The organism is Serratia sp. KG1D (assembly GCF_037150675.1).
In the GTDB taxonomy this organism is placed as follows: domain Bacteria; phylum Pseudomonadota; class Gammaproteobacteria; order Enterobacterales; family Enterobacteriaceae; genus Serratia; species Serratia nematodiphila.
The window spans coordinates 1,433,660-1,451,451 of sequence record NZ_JBAGIH010000001.1; the positions used below are offsets into that span (position 1 = coordinate 1,433,660).

The window sequence follows — 17,792 nt, forward strand, 5'->3', positions numbered from 1 at the left end:
ATAGAGGTTGATACTTTCAGGCCAGTAACGCCCGATGATATTCATCGGGCTTTTGTTGTAAGCCTTAAACCACCTCCTAAGGAGGTGGTGATTGAACCTGTGAGGCTCTAGCCTCAAGAAAACCCATGCCGGAATATTCCAGCTTACTCACCACAAGTAAGAAGGAAATCACCAACATGGGTTTATACAGGAGTTCATCACATGTGTTTTGGCGTTGCAAATACCACCTGGTTTGGGCACGAAATATCGATTTAAGATCTTCCGCGACAAGGTGGGCAAAGAGCTCTACCGAACAATTTATATCCTCTACAACATGAAGGACTGTGAAGTTCTTGAGTTAAATATTCAGCCAGATCATTTGCATCTGGTTGTGATAGCCCCACCGAAACTATCGATTCCGACGCTGATGGGCGCCCTGGAGGGACGCCGTGCAATCCGGCTTTACAATCGTTTCCCTCATACCGAAAGAAGCTGTGGGGCAATCATTTCTGGGCAAGGGGATACTTCGTCGGTCTGGTAGGAGTAAACGAAGAAATTATCAGATGATACGTGAAGCATCAGGATAAGAAGGACCAAGAGCTCGAACAGCAGATGGAGTTGTTGCAGGATTAACTCGAAATTAGGGGGCGTCGTGCAAAGCCATTTCAACGATAGATGTGCGGTCGCCGTGTGTTGCAGATTTCTACCGATTCCATGACCATCTTCCTCGCTTGTACGGTATCTTCCACCTGTAGGACAGGCACTGCGTTTTATTTATTACGCCCGTGCATTCTGGTGAAGTGATACCGATCCGATATCGGGACGATGTATGCTGTTCCTGTTCCTCAAGAATATAAGGGGCGAGTGGCGCCCCCATTTGACCGCTTCACTGTAGCCCGGGCAATTCTCCGATAATACAGAGGGATTGCCCATTGTTCTAGTGTACTATACTGTGGTCTCAATGTGAGTTTCTGCTATTCCATTGGTAGTGACCGGCAGTACATGATAACGCAGCTCGCTGGCGGCGAGATAAATATCCTGATCCCCGATCGAAAACACGGAATCATTCGCATCAAATGTTTGATTGTGGTTCCGATCTACAATTACATACACCGATTTCCCCAGTTTCGCTATCCCCACTTCCGCCAAGTTGTTCGTACTGGCGCCTTGGGTTAATTTTGCCAAGGCTTGCGAGAAAAGCGATTCTGCATCGTCGGCGTTTATCCCACTGAACACAGTGTTCAGTTCCGCTGGAGTAGTGGCACTACCATATAATGCGACTTTTTTCTGCCCATCGTTTGAGAAACTCCATTGCTCGTAATTGTCGCCGAGCAGGATGGTGCTTTGCTGGAAATTTTTGTTTAGAGTTATCAGATTATCTATCTTACTGTCTGTGAATGTGAGTTGCCGAGCAATATCAACGGTGGTGTTGCCCTCGACAGTGGCGGAGTTAACGGTCAGACCGGTGGAGCCGATGTTCAATTGTTCGCCCTTGAGCGCATTGATGACACTACCGAATTCTGTGCTGTTGTTCAGATTTGTCAGCGTGTTGTAGAATCCACCTCCGCCAGTCCCCGCTTTCTCCGATACCAGATTGAGGTCGATCAAAGAGTAGACTGACCCAATGGAAGCATCAATACCGTTAATGGTTTTAAGGTTGTCGGTAAAGTCGGATTTTATTGTCAGATCCAGCGTGATATGTGGGCCGGTTGTTCTGCTACTGAGTTCTATAGTGGATATGTGATTATCCCCACCACTTAACGTTAACGAACGTTCAACGTTGTGGGATGATGAGGCATATGTCGTGAAGGCTAGAGTGTTTTTATGCGCAGATGTCAGACTGATCGTGCCCATATCGATATACCTTAAGTCCATTGCGGGCTCGGTAAACGAGAGGGTAAATTTGTTGTCGCTCTGCTGTGTATCGTAAATATTGATACGACTTTTATTAGTTAGATCTCCGTTGACCAGCAATGTGTCGCTGGAAAGATTCAGCAAAGTTATTTCCCCGGAAAATGCGGAAATAATAGGACTGGAAGAGCCTGTATAGTTGCTTTCATGCTGGGTCGCATGTTCGGCTTGTTGTAGGGAGTGAATATTATTGTAAGCTTGGTTGAAGACCGTTGCTCGTTGGTCAATTACGCCAAAGTCAAATACATTGCTACCTTCCGTTGCCACCAATTCTCCATTCAGGTAAATATTTCCGGTGCCGCGATAGTGCGTGAGTTCGATGAAGGAAAAATACAAAAACTGATTGAGATTACTGGCGATAATACCCTGTAGGCCATTGCTTCCAGAGTTGGTCAAATAAATATCTTTGGTAATCAGGTTAGCGGAAACAATGCCAGTCTGTGAGGATGCGGTTGTTGCTCCATCCATATTTACCGCAGTGACATGCTGGCTAACGCTGTTGGCACCACCGTTGATGCTGTTACCCTTCCACAGCAGAGAGCTGCCAGCATGCATGTTTATGCTTAAATTAGCGTCATCGAGATTAGTTTGTGGTTCAACAAACACAGTCGTGTTGACCACCTGTATCATTCCACCTGCGTTGACGATCCCTGTGTCGTCTATCAGTAGAGTGATATGCTGTTTGGCGTTGAAGCTGGTCAAAAGCTGGCTGCTGGTTGCGTGGGCGCCGTTTAACACAATTTCGGTAACGGTGTCCGAAAGGAATCCTAAATCAACGCTGTGATTAGTAGTTGCATTAATTTTCAAGGTGGTTTGTAACCTCAATGAGGAGATTTCTGCGTTAGTCAAAGCTTGGATAGAGTGCCCATTAACAGCCGCCATCAGTTTGCCGTCTGCAGAGATGGTAAAAGTTCCATTGAATTTCTGCTCGTAATTCAGAGAACCGCCGATCATCGTTTCGTAAGCTTGAACCAGACTATGACTCGGTGGAACAGGGTGCGTGTCTAGCGGATATTTTCCATCACGAAAAGCTTTAATAATCATTGCTGTGGCGGCGAATTTGTCATTGGCTGCTTTCAGCAGAATCGCCTGTGACTCCGAGGCACTGAGCGTACTTTTATAAAGAGTTTGATAAACGCTGTTGAAATCGCTAGCAGCAGAGAACTGGGCTGATTTAGCGAGCTGTTTTAGCAGCACAGTTTCACCGATGCCGCTAGCCAGCATTTTGCTCCAGGTGTCCAAAGCGCTGGCTGAAACGGTCGTTTTAGCTATGGTGAGATAAAAAGCGGCGACGGTCTCCTGATAGATAACCGCAGGCATCTCTCCCGCCATGTATACATGAGTCGCCTGCTCAAACTGCGCTTTTGCTTCTGGATGCGAGCTGTCAGCGCGAATATCTGCGATCATCTTGACGACGATATCACCTCGCGTTTTGCCGTTATTTCCCAGTTCAAGCAGATAACGGGTTATGTCGTCAGGTGTCGCTGCTAGTTTGAAGGTATTTTGGAAAAGGATTTTGATGAAGTCTTCGTTATTCAGTACCGTAAGGGCTGAACGACCTTCGATAAATTTTTGCGCGATATAGCCTAACTTAGTACGATCACTATGCAGGTAGTCTGCCCAGAAATTGATACCTTCAGCGACAGGAATTCCACCGATAACGTAATAAATCGCTTGAATGTTGGCTGCATCGGGGATGAACTCTGGCGATTTATTCAAGGCAGGATGCAAAGTGGTCGCAATGTTATTCGCAAGGAACTCTTGTTGCGCAAGCACCACCTGATCATCACCCTCGTAAGTTTCGAGTTGATTAATGATGCTGATGGCAATTGTTCCAAGATAGTTGCCTTGTTCTAGCAGGGAAACCCACTTTGACAAGGTATCCGAATCAGGTGGTGTACCGGTAATATTACTATAGATATAGTTTATTTTCTCTTCGTTACTCATGCCCTTGTAGCGAGTCTGTCCGTCCTGTGAGCTGATCAGTTGGCTGGCAAGCTGGCTTGGCGAGAGTTTGCCACTTGATATCTGGTAAGCGAAGAAGTTCAGCGAGGCGGTGTCTGCTTTATTGCCTAAAATAGCTTGATAAGCTACAGCAACTTTTTGCTGTGCTGACAGATTGTTCATATTGATATAATCCCCAGATTCTTATTGAAAACAGCAGTAAAGTGTTATTTCAATCATCCATTTCAGTGCTTCGTCATGACGGTGGTAAAGCATGGTTTTGTCCGATGATTGCTTCGGTAATTTCAGCGTCGATAGCGATGAGTTAAATCCCAGTTATCTTTTAACTTATTGATTTTTATTTGATTATATGCACTCTCCTGTTTTGGCGTGATATCGAAAGGAAAATCAACTTCAGATTGTTGGGTAAAGTCCCATAAACCAATAAGTACAGTAGATAAACGCCAAAATGCAATGCGACCTGACCTAAGGATATTCTGGTTTATTTCTCTAGAAGATAGGGCATCACTGATGAGTTTGCTTTTTTTTTATTCTGAGTTTCGCTACAATATGCCGCCGTCGAAAGCATAAAAATTCCTCTTATTTCTTGTTTTTAACAGCGCCGGCATGACGTTTTCGCGTTGTGCACCCATTATCATTTCGCCGCGGGCTGATGCACACGGCATGGCGAGGTCAGTTGTTCCGATGAAAAACATTCTTTCTATCCAGTCGCACGTGGTGTTTGGTCACGCCGGCAACAGTGCGGCTGAATTTCCGATGCGCCGCATGGGCGTCAACGTCTGGCCGCTGAACACGGTACAGTTCTCCAACCATACGCAATACGGCCAGTGGACCGGCTGCGTCATGCCGGCCAATCACCTGACCGAGATCGCGCAGGGCATCGCCAATATCGATCAACTGAAGCGCTGTGATGCGGTGTTGAGTGGCTATATCGGTTCGCCGGAGCAGGGCGACCATATTCTGGAGATCGTGCGCCAGGTTAAGCAGGCGAACCCGAATGCCTGGTATTTCTGCGATCCGGTGATGGGACATCCGGAAAAAGGCTGCATCGTGGCGCCGGGCGTGGCCGAGTTTCACTGCCGCCAGGCGTTGCCGTGCAGCGACATGATGGCGCCGAACCTGCTGGAGTTGGAGATGCTGAGCCAGATGGCCGTCGCCAACGTGGCTGATGCGGTGCAGGCCGCCCGCGCGCTGATCGCCAAAGGGCCGCGGCTGGTGCTGGTCAAGCATCTGGCCCGGGCCGGCTATCACGCCGACTGTTTTGAAATGCTGCTGGTGACGGCGGACGAAGCCTGGCACATCAGCCGGCCGCTGGTGGACTTCGGGGCGCGTCAGCCGGTCGGCGTCGGCGATTTGACCAGTGGTCTGCTGCTGGTGGATCTGCTGAAGGGCGAGGCGCTGGATAAAGCGCTGGAGCACGTGACCGCCGCCGTGTATGAGGTGATGCTGACCACGCAGGCGATGGGAGAATACGAGCTGCAAGTAGTGGCGGCGCAGGATCGGATCGTGCAACCGCGCAGCGAATTCAAAGCGGTAAAACTGTAAGCGGCATCGGGCCCCGGCGAGAGCCGCCGGGGCTGAACCTTACTTCAATCCTTCGGCGTTCAGCGCCGCATCTACCGCCGGGCGTGCCGCAACGCGATCGAACCAGGCCGCCAGATGGGCGTGCTTGCGCACATCGAACTGCAGGGCGAATGCCCAGCGCAGCACGGTGAACAGGTAGGCGTCGGCCACGCTGAAACGGCTTCCCAACAGGAAGTGCTGCTTCGCCAGTACCGAATCCAGATAGCTGAACTGCTGCTCCAGCCTGGCGCGCGCGATGGTTTTATATTCCTCGGGCGTTTTCGGGTTGAACAGCGGGCTGAACCCTTTGTGCAGCTCGGTGGCGACGTAGTTCAGCCATTCGATCGCGTGGTAGCGCGACAGGGTGCCCGCCGCCGGGATTAGGTTGCGATCCGGCACACGGTCCGCCAGATATTGCACGATCGCCACGCCTTCGGTCAGCAGGCTGCCGTCATCCAGCAGCAGCGCCGGGACCTGTCCCTTGGGGTTGATGGCGAGGTAATCGGCGCCGCTCTCGGTTTTCTTCTGCGCCAGATCGACCTTCTCCGCCGTAAAATCCAGCCCTGCCTCACGCAACACGATATGCGGGGACAGCGAACAGGCGCCGGCTTTATAGAACAGTTTCATCGGAAGCTCCTTGTTGATGACGAATGACGGGCATGCTTAACCTCTCATCGTAGTCCCATAGCACCAAAATTACAGCGGCTTAGCTAACAAATTTAACCGACGATCGCCTCGGCGGGCTGCAGCTGCGCCAGCGTCGCGGCGATCTGCTGCTGCAGCGCCGGCGGCGCCACCTGCATCGGCGAACGCAACTCGTTGGCGATCAGCCCCTGCTGGGCCAGCACCGTCTTGACCGGCGCCGGATTCGGGAAGCTGAACATCTGGTGGATCATCGGCAGCAGCTCGTAGAAGTTGCTGCGCGCCGCAGCCAGATCGCCGGCGGCGACCTGCTGTACCAGCTGGACGAAACGTTCCGGGTGAACATGCGCGGCGGCGGAGATGGCGCCGGTGCCGCCGAGGCACAGCGTGGTGAGGATCAGATTGTCTTCCCCGGTCATCACATCGATTTCGCCATCGGCGATCAGCGCCATGGTGGTGTCAGGGTTGCCGCCGCAGTCCTTGATGGCGGTGATGCGCGGATGGCGTGCGAGCCGGCGCAGCGTGGCCAGCTCCATGGCGATGCCGGTGCGCTGCGGAATGTTGTACAGGATCACCGGCACGGTGGAGGCGTCGGCCAACTGGGTAAAATAGTCGATCAGGCCGCATTGCGAAGGGCGGATGTAGTAAGGCGCCGGGATCAGCACGCCGGCGATGTCGCGCAGCTGAATGGCCTGCTGCATTTGCAGCGTGGCGGCCATGTTATTGCCGGAAAGGCCCATCACCACCTGGCGTGCAGGCGCCACTTCCAATACGGCGTCGAGCACCGCCAGCTGTTCTTCTTTGCTCAGCGCGGCGGCTTCACCGGTGGAGCCGCAGACCACCAGACCATCGATGCCGGCGTCGAGCAGGTGCCGCGCCAGGCGTTGCACCGCCGGCAGGTCGACGGCATTGTGATTGAAAGGGGTAACCATCGCCACCCAAATACCCGAAAATGAGGCCATAAAATATTCCTTCTGTGTGACCGACAGAGAAGCCAGATGAGAAAATTGAAGGCGGGGCGTTGCGTGCCATCCAGTCAGCTCATCTGACGGGACAGCGCGCCCCGGTCAAATGAGCGTCTGTTTCTTCGATGTAACCGCCGCCAAACCGCCAAGGGGCAACGCAGGCGTCATCAGAATATCAGCGTTGCGTGGGTAGGCCATGGCAGTCTCGCGAAAAGGGGAAGTGGGGTGATAATGAATATTCTTCATCAGGCTGTCAATTTACAACAGATTGATAACATTGTTATTCATGATTCGCCGGTGAGGATGAGTTTGGCTAATAAATAAAAATCCCCGCCGCGGCGGGGAGGGTTGGCTCAGCGCGGCGGGCGGGAGCCGATGGTGGCAGACCAACTGAAAGTGTCGCCACTTGGCCGGTAGCGGTTGGCTTTGCGTTCTGCACGCTCCGCCTTGGCGAGCTTCGCTCTGGCGGCCATGATGCGCGCCACCGCCTCATCCTTGACCTTGTGCTGTTCGGCGTTGGTCAGCGGCCTGCCATGGCTTTTACGCGCCTTGTCCAATTCGGTTTTCACTTCCCGCTGTTCGCTTTCCGTCATCTCTTTCAACGTCAACTTTTTCATCTGTGCCGCCCGTTCGGTGAAGTTGACTTACAGTTTAGCGGCGTTATATGACCGAAAATGTTATGGGCATAACGAAAATGCCCCGTAGGCCGGCATTACACCTCTTCCAGCAGATCGTCGACAAAGCGCCGCATGCGTTCGGTGCGCTGTTCGGCCATCTGCCGCCCGGCAGCGGTCTGGAAGCCGTCTTGCAGCTTGAACAGTTTGGTTTCGAAGTGGTCGAGGCAGAAACGCTTGTCGTCGTATTGGCGATGTTCAGCCCGCGGATCGGCGGCGTCATACAGCGCGCTGCGCATGCGGCCGCCGATATAGAAGCAGCGCGCCACGCCGATAAGGCCGATAGCGTCGAGGCGATCGGCATCCTGCAGGATCTTCGCCTCCAGCGTTTGTGGCGGGATGCCGGCGGAAAAACTGTGCGCTTCAATGGCGTGAGCCACCGCCGCGATGTCCGCCGGCGCCCATTCCAGCCGGGCCAGCGTCAGCGTGGCTTGCTCCGCCGCCATGCGCGAGGCCAGATGGCGCTGCGGCGAATTCTTTTCCACCGCGACGGCGTCGTGCAGCAGCACCGCCGCGCAGAGAATGCGCCGGTCGCCGCCTTCCAGCTTGCTGATCCGACGGCAGTTCTTCCAGACCCGGTGCAGGTGCGCGACGTCATGCGAACCGTCGTCCGACTCGAGGGTGAGCGGCAGCAACGTTTGTGCCAGCGCCTGGTAAGGGGAGAAAGGTTGTAACAGCTCTTGCGTCAGCGAGGGTAAAGACACGTTCAGCTCCTGTTGAGGGAAATCGGTCAATCAGCATAGCCGTGCCGGATGCCGGGAGGATGACAGTAAAACGGCTATTGTTTACTAAAGTGCAACCCACTATTGTCATAACTGCGGTTTTTGCAGCGAAACAAGCAACCTAGAATAGCCGAATTCCGCCGTCTCCGCTTGGTGAGAGCCTGTGTCCGCGGGGATGGCCGGAATATCCTCATCAGCCATGGGAGAAGAGACATGCCAACCCCTCTTGAAATAGTGCGCGCAACCTATGAAGGCAGCTCCGAAGAAAACGGCCGCAATCTGCTGGCGGCGCTGGCCCCCGATGCCGAGTGGACCGAAGCCGCCGGTTTCCCTTACGCCGGTACCTATATCGGCCCGGAGAACATCATCAAGAACGTGCATCAGCGCCTGGGCAGCGAATGGCAAGGTTACCGCGCCGACGTCGATCACTTTTACGACGCCGGCGACAACGTGATCGCTCAGGGTTTTTATCACGGCACCTACCGAGCCACCGGCAAATCCTTCAGCGCCTCTTTTGCGCATATTTATACGCTGCGCGCCGGCAAAATCGTGAAGTTCGTACAGATCGTCGACAGTGCTAAAGTGCTGGAGGCGATGCAGCCTTAATCGCCGCTGCGCTTGCCGAATTTGCGGTCAAACTCGCGCCGGTAACCCCGGGCCTTGTTGCGATCGCGGATCCACAAATAGCCGCACACCAGCGCAACCGCTCCCGAGAAGGTGACGTTGCGCATATCCCGGTCATACCAAAACACCAACAGCGCATCCAGCGCCGCAATCAGCGCGATCCATTTGTACATATGGGATTGGCGCCGCGTGGCGGCGTTGAGTCGTTTTAACTGTCTGGCTTCGTCCAACACCGGTTTTTGCTGCATAGCGTTTCGTTATCGTCAGGCTGTTCACGCTAAATTAGCAGAATTTCCCTCACCGTCGCAAAGATTAACGCGCGGCGTCATGCGGTTTTCACCGCCCCTGGCGCGGCGCAGAAAATTTATGCGTGGGCGCTTGAATTGTTCATTGGGCGTGATAGGTTATTTATTCGTTATTTTTGGGTTTTTATTCATAATTCGCCGTGTCATCAAGCTGCAGCACTGGGCGGTTAACGTGATGGGTTCGACACATGCGGCGGTTAACTTCGGCAGGAGGATGTGATGAACGATAAAACGGCACGCCCGCAGGATGTGGTTCAACAACAGCTTGACGCCTATAACGCCCGCGACATCGAGGCCTTTATGGCCTGCTGGGCGGACGACGCCCAGTATTACGAGCATCCAGACACGCTGCTGGCCAGCGGCAAGGCGGCGATCCGTGAACGGCATCTGGTGCGTTTCCAGGAGCCGAGTCTGTATGGCGAACGGATAAAACGCATGGCGGTAGGCAATATGGTGGTCGATCAGGAAGTGGTGACGCGCAATTTCCCGCAGGGGCGCGGCAAAATGGATGTCATCGCCATCTATGAAGTGGAACAGGGGCGGATCGCCAAAGCCTGGTTCAAGATCGGCCCCTGCGTGCCGGATGAGGGCGCGCTCTAGCCGCGCATTACTGCAACGCCATCACCGCCTCTATTTCCACACACACCGCGGGTGAGAACAACGCGCTGACCGCCATCAGTGAACAGGCCGGCAGCGCGCCATCGAAATAGTCAAACAGCACCGGGCGCACGCCCGCCAGATCGGCGATGTCGGTCAGGAACACGCTGATTTTAATCAATGCCTTGAGGTTGACGCCTTCGCTGGCGGCAATGGTGGCCAGCTGTTCGAGGATCTCCTGCGTTTGCTCCGGCGCGCTCAACCCCTGAGCGTCGGTGGCGAAGGCCGTCAATCCGGAAACGTATAAGCGATCGCCGTGGCGCACCGCATGCACATAGGGGCCGCCCGGCGTCGGCAACTGCGGATAATTCGTGCGTTTTAATGATGTCATGGTCAAACCCCGCGCAAGACCGGTTAATAAAATCGACAAACTTGGTTAGGATACTGAAGAAACGGCGGCCAGGCGCCGCGCACCGATGATATTTGAGAGTATCATCCCTCTTTATTTTATACGTCGTCTTCACCCGAATGTGACAGTGCGGCGCAGCTCGGCCACAAGGACGCATGAGACGATGAACCCGATTTTTACTCCCTACCTGCAACGCTGGCAACTGGAACAGGATGGCAAAGCCTTCGAAACCCACAGCAGTCTGCTGATGCCGGTGCGTTACCGGGGCGAGGCCGCCATGCTGAAGATCGCCCGCGAGCAGGAGGAGCGCTTCGGTGGCCGGCTGATGTGCTGGTGGCGCGGGGAAGGCGCCGCGCTGGTGCTGGCGTGGCACGACGACGGCATTCTGCTGGAGCGCGCGCAGGGCGAAGGTTCGTTGGCGCAGCTGGTGCGTGATGGCGACGATGAGCAGGCCACGCAGATCCTGTGCCGGGCGATCGCCGCCTTGCATGCGCCGCGAGAGGCACCGCTGCCCGAATTGATCCCGCTGCAGGAGTGGTTCAGCTCGCTGTGGCCGGCGGCGCAGGCGCACGGCGGCATGCTGCGCCTCAGCGCCACAACGGCGGCGGAATTGCTCAGCAGCCCGCGAGAAGAAAGCGTGCTGCACGGCGATATCCACCATGACAATGTGCTCGACTTCGGCGAACGCGGCTGGCTGGCGATCGACCCCAAGCGTTTGTACGGTGAACGGGGCTTCGATTACGCCAATATCTTCTGCAATCCCAACTACGGTATCGCCACCGATCCGGCCATTTTCCAGCGCCGCGTGGAACAGGTGTGCCGGTTGGCCGGGTTGGATCGCCGGCGCTTGCTGCAATGGATCCTGGCCTGGTCGGGGCTCTCCGCCGCCTGGTTCATGGAAGACGGGCAGGCGGCTGACATTGACTTTCGCGTGGCCGAACTGGCGGCGCGCGCGTTGGATATCCCGTTGCCGGACGGCGATTCAGGGTTCATCCTGCCAGTAATCGAGCGAGGTTGAAGGGCGCTGCAGGTAGCGCACCTGCTCGCCGTCTGCGCTGCGCGCCATCGCCTGGTATTTGCCGGAATCCGGGTACATCACCAGCTCCGGCTGTTCGCGCGTGCTGACGGACAGGTACTTCAGCGGCGCATCGGAAGTGTTGATGATCTGGTGCGGGTATTCCGGGCCCGGCGGAATGAAAATGACATCCCCGCTGACGATCGGCAGCATTTCACCTGCCACCCGCAGCGTACCGCTGCCTTCCAGAATGATGAACATTTCCTCCTGAGCGTAGTGAAAATGGTAGGGGCAGGAACGCATGCCCGGCGCCACACAATCGAAAGAGGCGCCCAGCTTGTCGGCGGCGGTGCCGGTGCCGAGACGGGCGCCGACGCTGTCATACAACGGCGGCCGCCGGTCATGTTTCATCTCTACCTGTTCGACATTGCGTATCAGGCGCTGAGCCAACAGCGCGGCTTTCTCAGTCATAAGCTTCCTTGGTGACGGCGTCACTTATTAGGTGAATTGACAGTCAAACGACAGAGAAAGTGAAGGCGCCACGGCGTCGCTTGTCAATGTAGACCGCCCGTTACGCCTCGGAGGTTCGCCGCGGCAGCGACAGCAGCAGATGAGCGATGGCGCCGCCGACAATGCCCCAGAATGCCGAACCGATGCCGAGCAGCGTGACGCCGGAGGCGGTGATGAGGAAGGCGATCAGCGCCGCGTCGCGCTGTTTTTCATCATGCAGCGCGCGTTGCAGGCTGCCGCCGATGGTGCCGAGCAACGCCAGCCCGGCGATGGTGTGGATCAAGGCGACCGGCAACGCGCTGAACAGCAGGCCGATGGCGCCGCCGAACAACCCGGCCAGCAGGTAAAAGCCGCCGGCGGCCACCGCGCCCATATAGCGCCGATGCGGATCGGGATGCACGTCCGGCCCCATGCAAATGGCGGCGGTAATGGCGGCGATGCACACCGAGAAACCACCGAATGGCGCCAGCAGCAGCGCGGTCAGCGCCGTCCAGGCGATCAGCGGTGAGGTGGGGACACGGTAACCCGCCGCCTGCAGCGTAGCGATCCCGGGAGCGTTCTGTGAAGCCATGGTCACCACGAAGAAAGGCACGCCGATGCCGATCAGCGTCGGCCAGCTGAAATGCGGCGCGATAAATTCCGGCACGGCGAACGCCGGCGTCTGCTGCGTCAGCTGGATATCGCCCTGCAGCGCGGCGATCGCCAGCCCAATCGCCAGCGTCAATACGATGGCGTAGCGCGGCAGGTAACGGCGGCTGAGCAGATAGGTCAGCCCCATACCGGCGCTGAGGAGGAAATTGAGCTGCAGCGAAGCGAAGGCGTCCAGCCCGAAACGCAGCAGGATCCCCGCCAGCATCGCGGCGGAAATCGCCTGCGGAATATAATCCATCAGGCGAGCGAACAGCCCGGTGACGCCGCACAGCAGGATCAGTCCCGATGCGAAGATAAACACCCCGATCGCCTCGTTGATCGGCGTGCCGGGCAGGCTGGTGACCAGCAGCGCCGCGCCGGGCGTCGACCAGGCGGTGAGGATCGGGGTGCGATAGTAAAGCGACAGCCCGAGGGAAGTGACGCCCATTGCGATCCCAAGCGTGCTCAGCCAGCCGCCGATCTGCGCCGGCGTAGCGCCCGCGGCGGCGGCGGCCTGGAAAATGATGGCGGCAGAGCTGGTGTAACCGACCAGAACGGCGACAAAGCCGGCCATGATGGCGGGCAGGGTCAGATGACGCAGGGTGACGGCAGGGCGCATGAGCAGCTCCAATCGGTGGTTGTGCGTTATAACGTACGGCAAGAAATCAGCATAGCACCGTGCGCTATAGCGCACAAGCGGGTATAATCGGGCACGATACGCAGAGGAGAACAGGATGCAGGAACTGGCCGGCCATTTGGCGCACACCCTTCGCACGCTGCGCGCACAGCGCGGCTGGAGCCTGACGCAGGCGGCGGAATACACCGGCGTCAGCAAGGCGATGCTCGGGCAGATTGAACGCGGCGAGTCCAGCCCGACGGTGGCGACGCTGTGGAAGATCGCCACCGGTTTCAACGTGGCGTTTTCCGCCTTTCTTGAGGCCTCACCCGCCCAGCAGCAGGCGACGCTGCACCGCTATGGCGATCTGCCGGTATACGATCAGGACAACGCCGACATGCGCGTGGTGCCGCTGTTTCCCTACGATCGCCAGCTGGGTTTCGATATGTTCGTCATCGATCTCGCGCCGGGTGCGCTCAGCGAATCGTCGCCGCATGAGCCGGGCGTGATCGAGCATGTGATCGTGATCAGCGGCCGATTAGAATTGGCGATAGACGGCGCTTGGCACAGCCTGGCGGCCGGCGAGGCGATGCGCTTTCAGGCCGATCGGCCGCACGCTTACCGCAACGCCGGTTCGCAAACGGTGCGCATCCACGATCTGATCCACTATCCTCAATCCTGATTCAACGCGGCGGCCATGGGCTTTGACTCCGCGCCGCCAAACGCCTACCTTGTTGAAAATGACTCTTATTTCACAGGCTGTCGCCCATGACGGGGCGGCGTTGCAGCCGACTCAAAAGGAGCTTGATTTTGCCGGTCACCAATCGACGTCAGTTCATTAAACTCAGTGCGCAAACCGCAGGAGCCGTATTCGCGATGACTTCATTACCCAACAGTATCCGCCTGGCGATGGCGGCGGAGGGCGGCGCGGCCGCCGGCGATGAATTCCTGTGGCTGGAAGAGCTGCAGGGTAAAAAAGCGCTGCAATGGGTGCAGCAGGAAAATCAGCGCACCGTGGCACGTTTCGGTCAGGGCGAAGACTTTCAGCGCATTGAGCGCGAAGTCCTGGATATCCTCAATAAAGACACCCAGATCCCGTGGGTGAGCAAACGCGGCGAGTACTATTACAACTTCTGGCAGGATCAGGCCAACCCGCGAGGCCTGCTGCGGCGCACCACGCTGGACGAGTACCGCAAGGCCAAACCGGCCTGGGAGACGGTGCTGGATATCGATGCGTTGGGCAAAGCCGAGGGCAAGGATTGGGTTTATCAGGGCTCGCAACCGCTGGCGCCGGAATACCGTTATTGCCTGATGCAGCTGTCGCCGGACGGCGGTGACGCCACCGAAATCCGCGAATTCGATCTGGTTGCCAAACGTTTCGTCAAAGACGGTTTCAACGTGCCGGTGGCGAAAAGCCGGGTTTCCTGGGTCGATCGGGACACGCTGTTCATCGCCACCGATTTCGGCCCCGGCTCGATGACCCAGTCCGGCTACGCGCGCATCGCCAAACGCTGGCGGCGCGGTACGCCGCTGAGCGCCGCCGAAACGCTGTACGAAGCGCAGCCCGAGGACATGGCGGTCTTCGCCTATCACGACCGCACGCCGGGCTTTGAGCGCGATTTCGTCGGCCGCAGCCTGGACTTCTATCGCCGTGACTATTTCTTGCTGGCTCAGGATGGTCGGCAGAAAAAAATCGACATCCCGGCCGACGCCGAGCTGGACACGCATCGGGAATGGCTGCTGATCAAACCGAGCAGCGACTGGGAAGTGGGCGGCAAGCGTTATCCGTCCGGCGCGCTGCTGGCGGCCAACTTCGATGACTATCTGGCGGGCAAGCGCGAGCTGCAGCTGCTGTTTACCCCGACGGCGGAGCAGGCGCTGAGCGGCTACAGCGGCACCCGCGATCATCTGATCCTCAGCATCATGGATAACGTGGTCAACCGGCTGGAGGTGCTGACGCCGCAGGGCGGCAGCTGGCAGCGTCGTCCGCTGGGCAACCCCGGCGCCATCAGCACCCTTTCCGCCGGCGGCATCGACGAAGAGAGCAACGCCTATTTCCTGACCGTCAGCGGGTTCCTGCAGCCGACCTCGCTGTATATGGGCAATCTCGACGGCGGTGAGGCGACGCTGTTGAAACAGGCGCCGCAGGACTTTGACGCCGCCGGCTATCAGGTCAGCCAGCATTTCGCGCGCTCCAAGGACGGCACCCGCGTGCCGTATTTCCAGATCGCCGCCAAAGATCTCAAGCTGGACGGCAGCACGCCGACGCTGCTGTATGGCTACGGCGGATTTGAAGTGCCGCTGTTGCCGGGCTATCTCGGCGGCAAGGCGCCGGCCTGGCTGGAGCGCGGCGGGGTGTACGTGGTGGCCAACATCCGCGGCGGCGGCGAATACGGCCCGGCCTGGCATCAGGCGGCGCTCAAGCAGAACCGCCATCTCGCTTATGAGGATTTCGCCGCCGTGGCCGAAGATCTCATCGCACGCAAGGTGACCTCGGCGCCGCATCTCGGCGCACGTGGCGGCAGCAACGGCGGCCTGCTGGTGGGCAATATGCTGACGCTGTATCCGCAGCTGTTCGGCTGCATCGTCTGCGAAGTGCCGCTGCTGGACATGCAGCGCTATACCCAGCTTTCCGCCGGCGCGTCGTGGATCGCCGAATACGGCGATCCGAGCAAGCCGGAGGAGTGGGCCTACATCAAGACCTTCTCGCCATACCACAACATTCAGGCGCAGACGGCCTACCCGCCGGTGCTGTTCTATACCGCGACCAGCGACGATCGGGTCAACCCGGCCCACGCCCGCAAAATGGCGGCGCGCATGCAGGCGATGGGGTATCAGCAGGCCTATTTCTATGAAAATACCGAAGGCGGGCACAGCGCCGCCGCCGACAAGCAGCAGGCGGCGTTCCACAGCGCACTGGTAAGCGAATTCATGTGGGCCAACCTGAGCGGCAAACCCAAGTCAGCGTAAGCCTTTTTCTTGCGGCATAAAAAAACACCGGGGCGTTAACCCCGGTGTTTTTATTTACGCTCAATCCGTCGGCGGTCAGCGAGCCGCAGTGGCTTCCTGCGCTTGCCGATTGGCGTCTTCGGTGGTGTCCAGCGTCATGCGGTACAGCTTCGGCGCGGTCAGCATCATCAGGATAGCGATGACGGCGGTGACGATGCCGATCTGCATAAACACATGGCTGTAGATGGCCAGCGAAGCGTGCGCGTCGTTGATGTCGCTTGGCACGGCGGTCAGACCGGCAACCTTACCGGCGATCAGCGCGGCGGCGGCGGTAGTCAGGAACCAGGAGCCCATGATGAAGCCCATCAGACGCTGTGGCACCAGCTGTGCCACCATCGCCAGACCCAGGCCGGAAATCATCAGCTCGCCGATGCTCTGCAGCGCGTAGCTCAGGATCAGCCAGTTGACCGACACGATGCCCTGTTCGTTGGCGAAGCTGGCGCCCCATGGCAGCACCAGGAAGGCGCAGGAGCAGAGGATCATGCCGAAAGCGAACTTGTGCGGCATCGGCAGGCGATCGCCCATTTTGTTATACAGCGCGGCCAGAATCGGGCTGGCGAGCATGATCCAGAACGGGTTCAGCGCCTGATACTGCTCCGGCTCGAAGGCGACGCCGAAGATGCTGTGTTCCACGTTATGGATGGCGAAGAAGTTCAGCGAGGTTGGCATCTGGCTGTACAGCACGAAGAACACCACCGCTTCCAGCATCAGCAGGAAGGCGACGATCATCTTGCGGCGTGCGGCGCCGTGCAGGGCGAAGGTTTCCTTGGCGAACACCAGAACGATACCGGCGGAAACGAGGGCCAACGCCCAGCGCGCGATCACCTGGTTGTGCAGCAGCCAGCTGGACACGGCGATCAACGCCACGATGCCGACCAGCACCATCAGCAGCTTCGGCAGATGCAGCGGCTTGAAGTCAGGTCTGGAGCCGTTTTCCTTCACCCACTTGTGGCACATCATAAAGTTGACCAGGGTGATCAGCATGCCGACCACGCTCAGGGAGAACGCCACGCTCCAGCCATATTTCGCCGCCAGCCACGGGGTGGCCAGCATGGAGAAGAAGGAACCGATGTTCACCGACATGTAGTACATGGTGAAAGCGCCGTCGATGCGCGGGTCATCTTTCTCATAGCAGGTGGACAACAGGGAGGACGGATTAGCCTTGAACAGGCCGCTGCCCACGGCGATGGTCGCCATGCCCATGTAAACCCAGAAGATGTCGTGGCCGGAGTAGGCCACCATGGCGTAACCGGCGGCCAGCACCAGTGCGCCGAGCACGATCACGCGTTTGGCGCCCAGCACCTTGTCGCCCAGCCAGCCGCCGATGGCGACGAAGCCGTATACCAGGGCGCTGAAAGAAGAGAACAGGGTGATGGAATCGGCTTCGCTCATGCCGAGCATCTTGACCAGATAAACCGCCATGATGCCCTGCAGGCCGTAATAGCCGAAACGCTCCCACAGTTCGATCGAGAAGATCAGGTAGAACGCTTTCGGTTGTTTGAACGCGTTAAGGCTAACGCTCTCCGGGTGTTGGTTGTTTGCTGTTGACACTGGTACCTCTGTTTTTTCGCAGCCCGTCTTTGGAGGACGGGAAAGTACAAAAGTTGATGCGGAACGGCATCCTTTTGCGTTGTTATAGGATGGGGACGGCGGTTA

The 17,792-nt window shown here is 57.4% G+C and carries 16 protein-coding genes and 1 pseudogene; 7 read left to right on the forward strand and 10 right to left on the reverse strand.

Annotation, left to right across the window (positions count from 1 at the left end; translation table 11 throughout):
* The first annotated feature begins 271 nt into the window (after positions 1-271).
* Positions 272-546, forward strand: a pseudogene (gene tnpA / locus WFM45_RS24645) (IS200/IS605 family transposase).
* Between the two features lie 378 nt (positions 547-924).
* On the opposite strand, the gene WFM45_RS07150 reads toward tnpA, so the two are convergent.
* Entirely contained in the window at positions 925-4,017 is a 3,093-nt protein-coding gene (locus WFM45_RS07150) for a DUF4214 domain-containing protein (protein WP_336954975.1), read from the reverse strand.
* A 522-nt stretch (positions 4,018-4,539) separates the two neighbouring features.
* Between WFM45_RS07150 and pdxY the strand changes: the two genes are divergently transcribed.
* Positions 4,540-5,400 carry a pyridoxal kinase PdxY gene (gene pdxY / locus WFM45_RS07155; protein WP_048323250.1) on the forward strand — a complete coding sequence of 287 codons (861 nt, stop codon included), beginning with the start codon at positions 4,540-4,542 and terminating at the stop codon, positions 5,398-5,400.
* 39 nt (positions 5,401-5,439) lie between these two features.
* Here the strand turns inward: pdxY and gstA are convergent, their stop codons facing one another.
* The 4 genes from gstA to WFM45_RS07175 all read right to left on the reverse strand — a co-directional run bounded on the left by gstA (position 5,440) and on the right by WFM45_RS07175 (position 8,433).
* Positions 5,440-6,045: a glutathione transferase GstA gene (gene gstA / locus WFM45_RS07160; RefSeq protein WP_033633168.1), complete on the reverse strand. Its 606-nt coding sequence runs from the start codon at positions 6,043-6,045 to the stop codon at positions 5,440-5,442.
* A gap of 92 nt (positions 6,046-6,137) precedes the next feature.
* The gene (dapA, locus tag WFM45_RS07165) at positions 6,138-7,022 is read right to left on the reverse strand and encodes a 4-hydroxy-tetrahydrodipicolinate synthase (RefSeq protein ID WP_049240177.1); all 885 of its coding nucleotides are present in this window, start codon (positions 7,020-7,022) and stop codon (positions 6,138-6,140) included.
* A 356-nt stretch (positions 7,023-7,378) separates the two neighbouring features.
* Entirely contained in the window at positions 7,379-7,642 is a 264-nt protein-coding gene (locus tag WFM45_RS07170) for a DUF3811 domain-containing protein (protein ID WP_019455965.1), read from the reverse strand.
* Between the two features lie 95 nt (positions 7,643-7,737).
* Positions 7,738-8,433, reverse strand: coding sequence for an HD domain-containing protein (locus WFM45_RS07175; protein ID WP_004938376.1), 696 nt, complete (start codon positions 8,431-8,433; stop codon positions 7,738-7,740).
* A 201-nt stretch (positions 8,434-8,634) separates the two neighbouring features.
* Between WFM45_RS07175 and WFM45_RS07180 the strand changes: the two genes are divergently transcribed.
* Entirely contained in the window at positions 8,635-9,027 is a 393-nt protein-coding gene (locus tag WFM45_RS07180; RefSeq protein ID WP_004938379.1) for a nuclear transport factor 2 family protein, read from the forward strand.
* Here WFM45_RS07180 and WFM45_RS07185 read toward each other — a convergent pair.
* Positions 9,024-9,293 carry a hypothetical protein gene (locus tag WFM45_RS07185; protein WP_004938382.1) on the reverse strand — a complete coding sequence of 90 codons (270 nt, stop codon included), beginning with the start codon at positions 9,291-9,293 and terminating at the stop codon, positions 9,024-9,026. The two genes, WFM45_RS07180 and WFM45_RS07185, sit on opposite strands and share 4 nt — an antisense overlap.
* A 276-nt stretch (positions 9,294-9,569) precedes the next feature.
* On the opposite strand from WFM45_RS07185, the gene WFM45_RS07190 reads away from it, so the two are divergent.
* A complete protein-coding gene (locus tag WFM45_RS07190; protein WP_015377744.1) occupies positions 9,570-9,950 on the forward strand; it encodes a nuclear transport factor 2 family protein in 381 nt (126 codons plus the stop codon).
* A 7-nt stretch (positions 9,951-9,957) separates the two neighbouring features.
* On the opposite strand, the gene WFM45_RS07195 is transcribed toward WFM45_RS07190, so the two are convergent.
* Entirely contained in the window at positions 9,958-10,338 is a 381-nt protein-coding gene (locus WFM45_RS07195) for a RidA family protein (protein ID WP_028128181.1), read from the reverse strand.
* A 190-nt stretch (positions 10,339-10,528) separates the two neighbouring features.
* Between WFM45_RS07195 and WFM45_RS07200 the strand changes: the two genes are divergently transcribed.
* On the forward strand, positions 10,529-11,374 hold the full coding sequence (locus WFM45_RS07200; protein WP_370456260.1) for an aminoglycoside phosphotransferase family protein: 846 nt from the start codon (positions 10,529-10,531) through the stop codon (positions 11,372-11,374).
* Here the strand turns inward: WFM45_RS07200 and WFM45_RS07205 are convergent.
* Together WFM45_RS07205 and WFM45_RS07210 are read right to left on the reverse strand one after the other, a co-directional pair.
* Positions 11,339-11,842 (reverse strand): cupin domain-containing protein, encoded by a 504-nt coding sequence (locus WFM45_RS07205; protein ID WP_004938395.1) that lies wholly within the window; start codon positions 11,840-11,842, stop codon positions 11,339-11,341. The two genes, WFM45_RS07200 and WFM45_RS07205, sit on opposite strands and share 36 nt — an antisense overlap.
* A gap of 100 nt (positions 11,843-11,942) precedes the next feature.
* Positions 11,943-13,130, reverse strand: a complete 1,188-nt coding sequence (locus WFM45_RS07210; RefSeq protein ID WP_336954976.1) for a benzoate/H(+) symporter BenE family transporter — start codon at positions 13,128-13,130, stop codon at positions 11,943-11,945.
* Between the two features lie 115 nt (positions 13,131-13,245).
* Here WFM45_RS07210 and WFM45_RS07215 point away from each other — a divergent pair, with 115 nt between their 5' ends.
* Entirely contained in the window at positions 13,246-13,809 is a 564-nt protein-coding gene (locus tag WFM45_RS07215) for a helix-turn-helix domain-containing protein (RefSeq protein ID WP_015377747.1), read from the forward strand.
* 194 nt (positions 13,810-14,003) lie between these two features.
* Entirely contained in the window at positions 14,004-16,097 is a 2,094-nt protein-coding gene (locus tag WFM45_RS07220; RefSeq protein ID WP_336954977.1) for a prolyl oligopeptidase family serine peptidase, read from the forward strand.
* A 75-nt stretch (positions 16,098-16,172) separates the two neighbouring features.
* Here the strand turns inward: WFM45_RS07220 and dtpA are convergent, their stop codons facing one another.
* The gene (gene dtpA, locus WFM45_RS07225) at positions 16,173-17,687 is read right to left on the reverse strand and encodes a dipeptide/tripeptide permease DtpA (RefSeq protein WP_021505447.1); all 1,515 of its coding nucleotides are present in this window, start codon (positions 17,685-17,687) and stop codon (positions 16,173-16,175) included.
* Between the last annotated feature and the right edge of the window lie 105 nt (positions 17,688-17,792).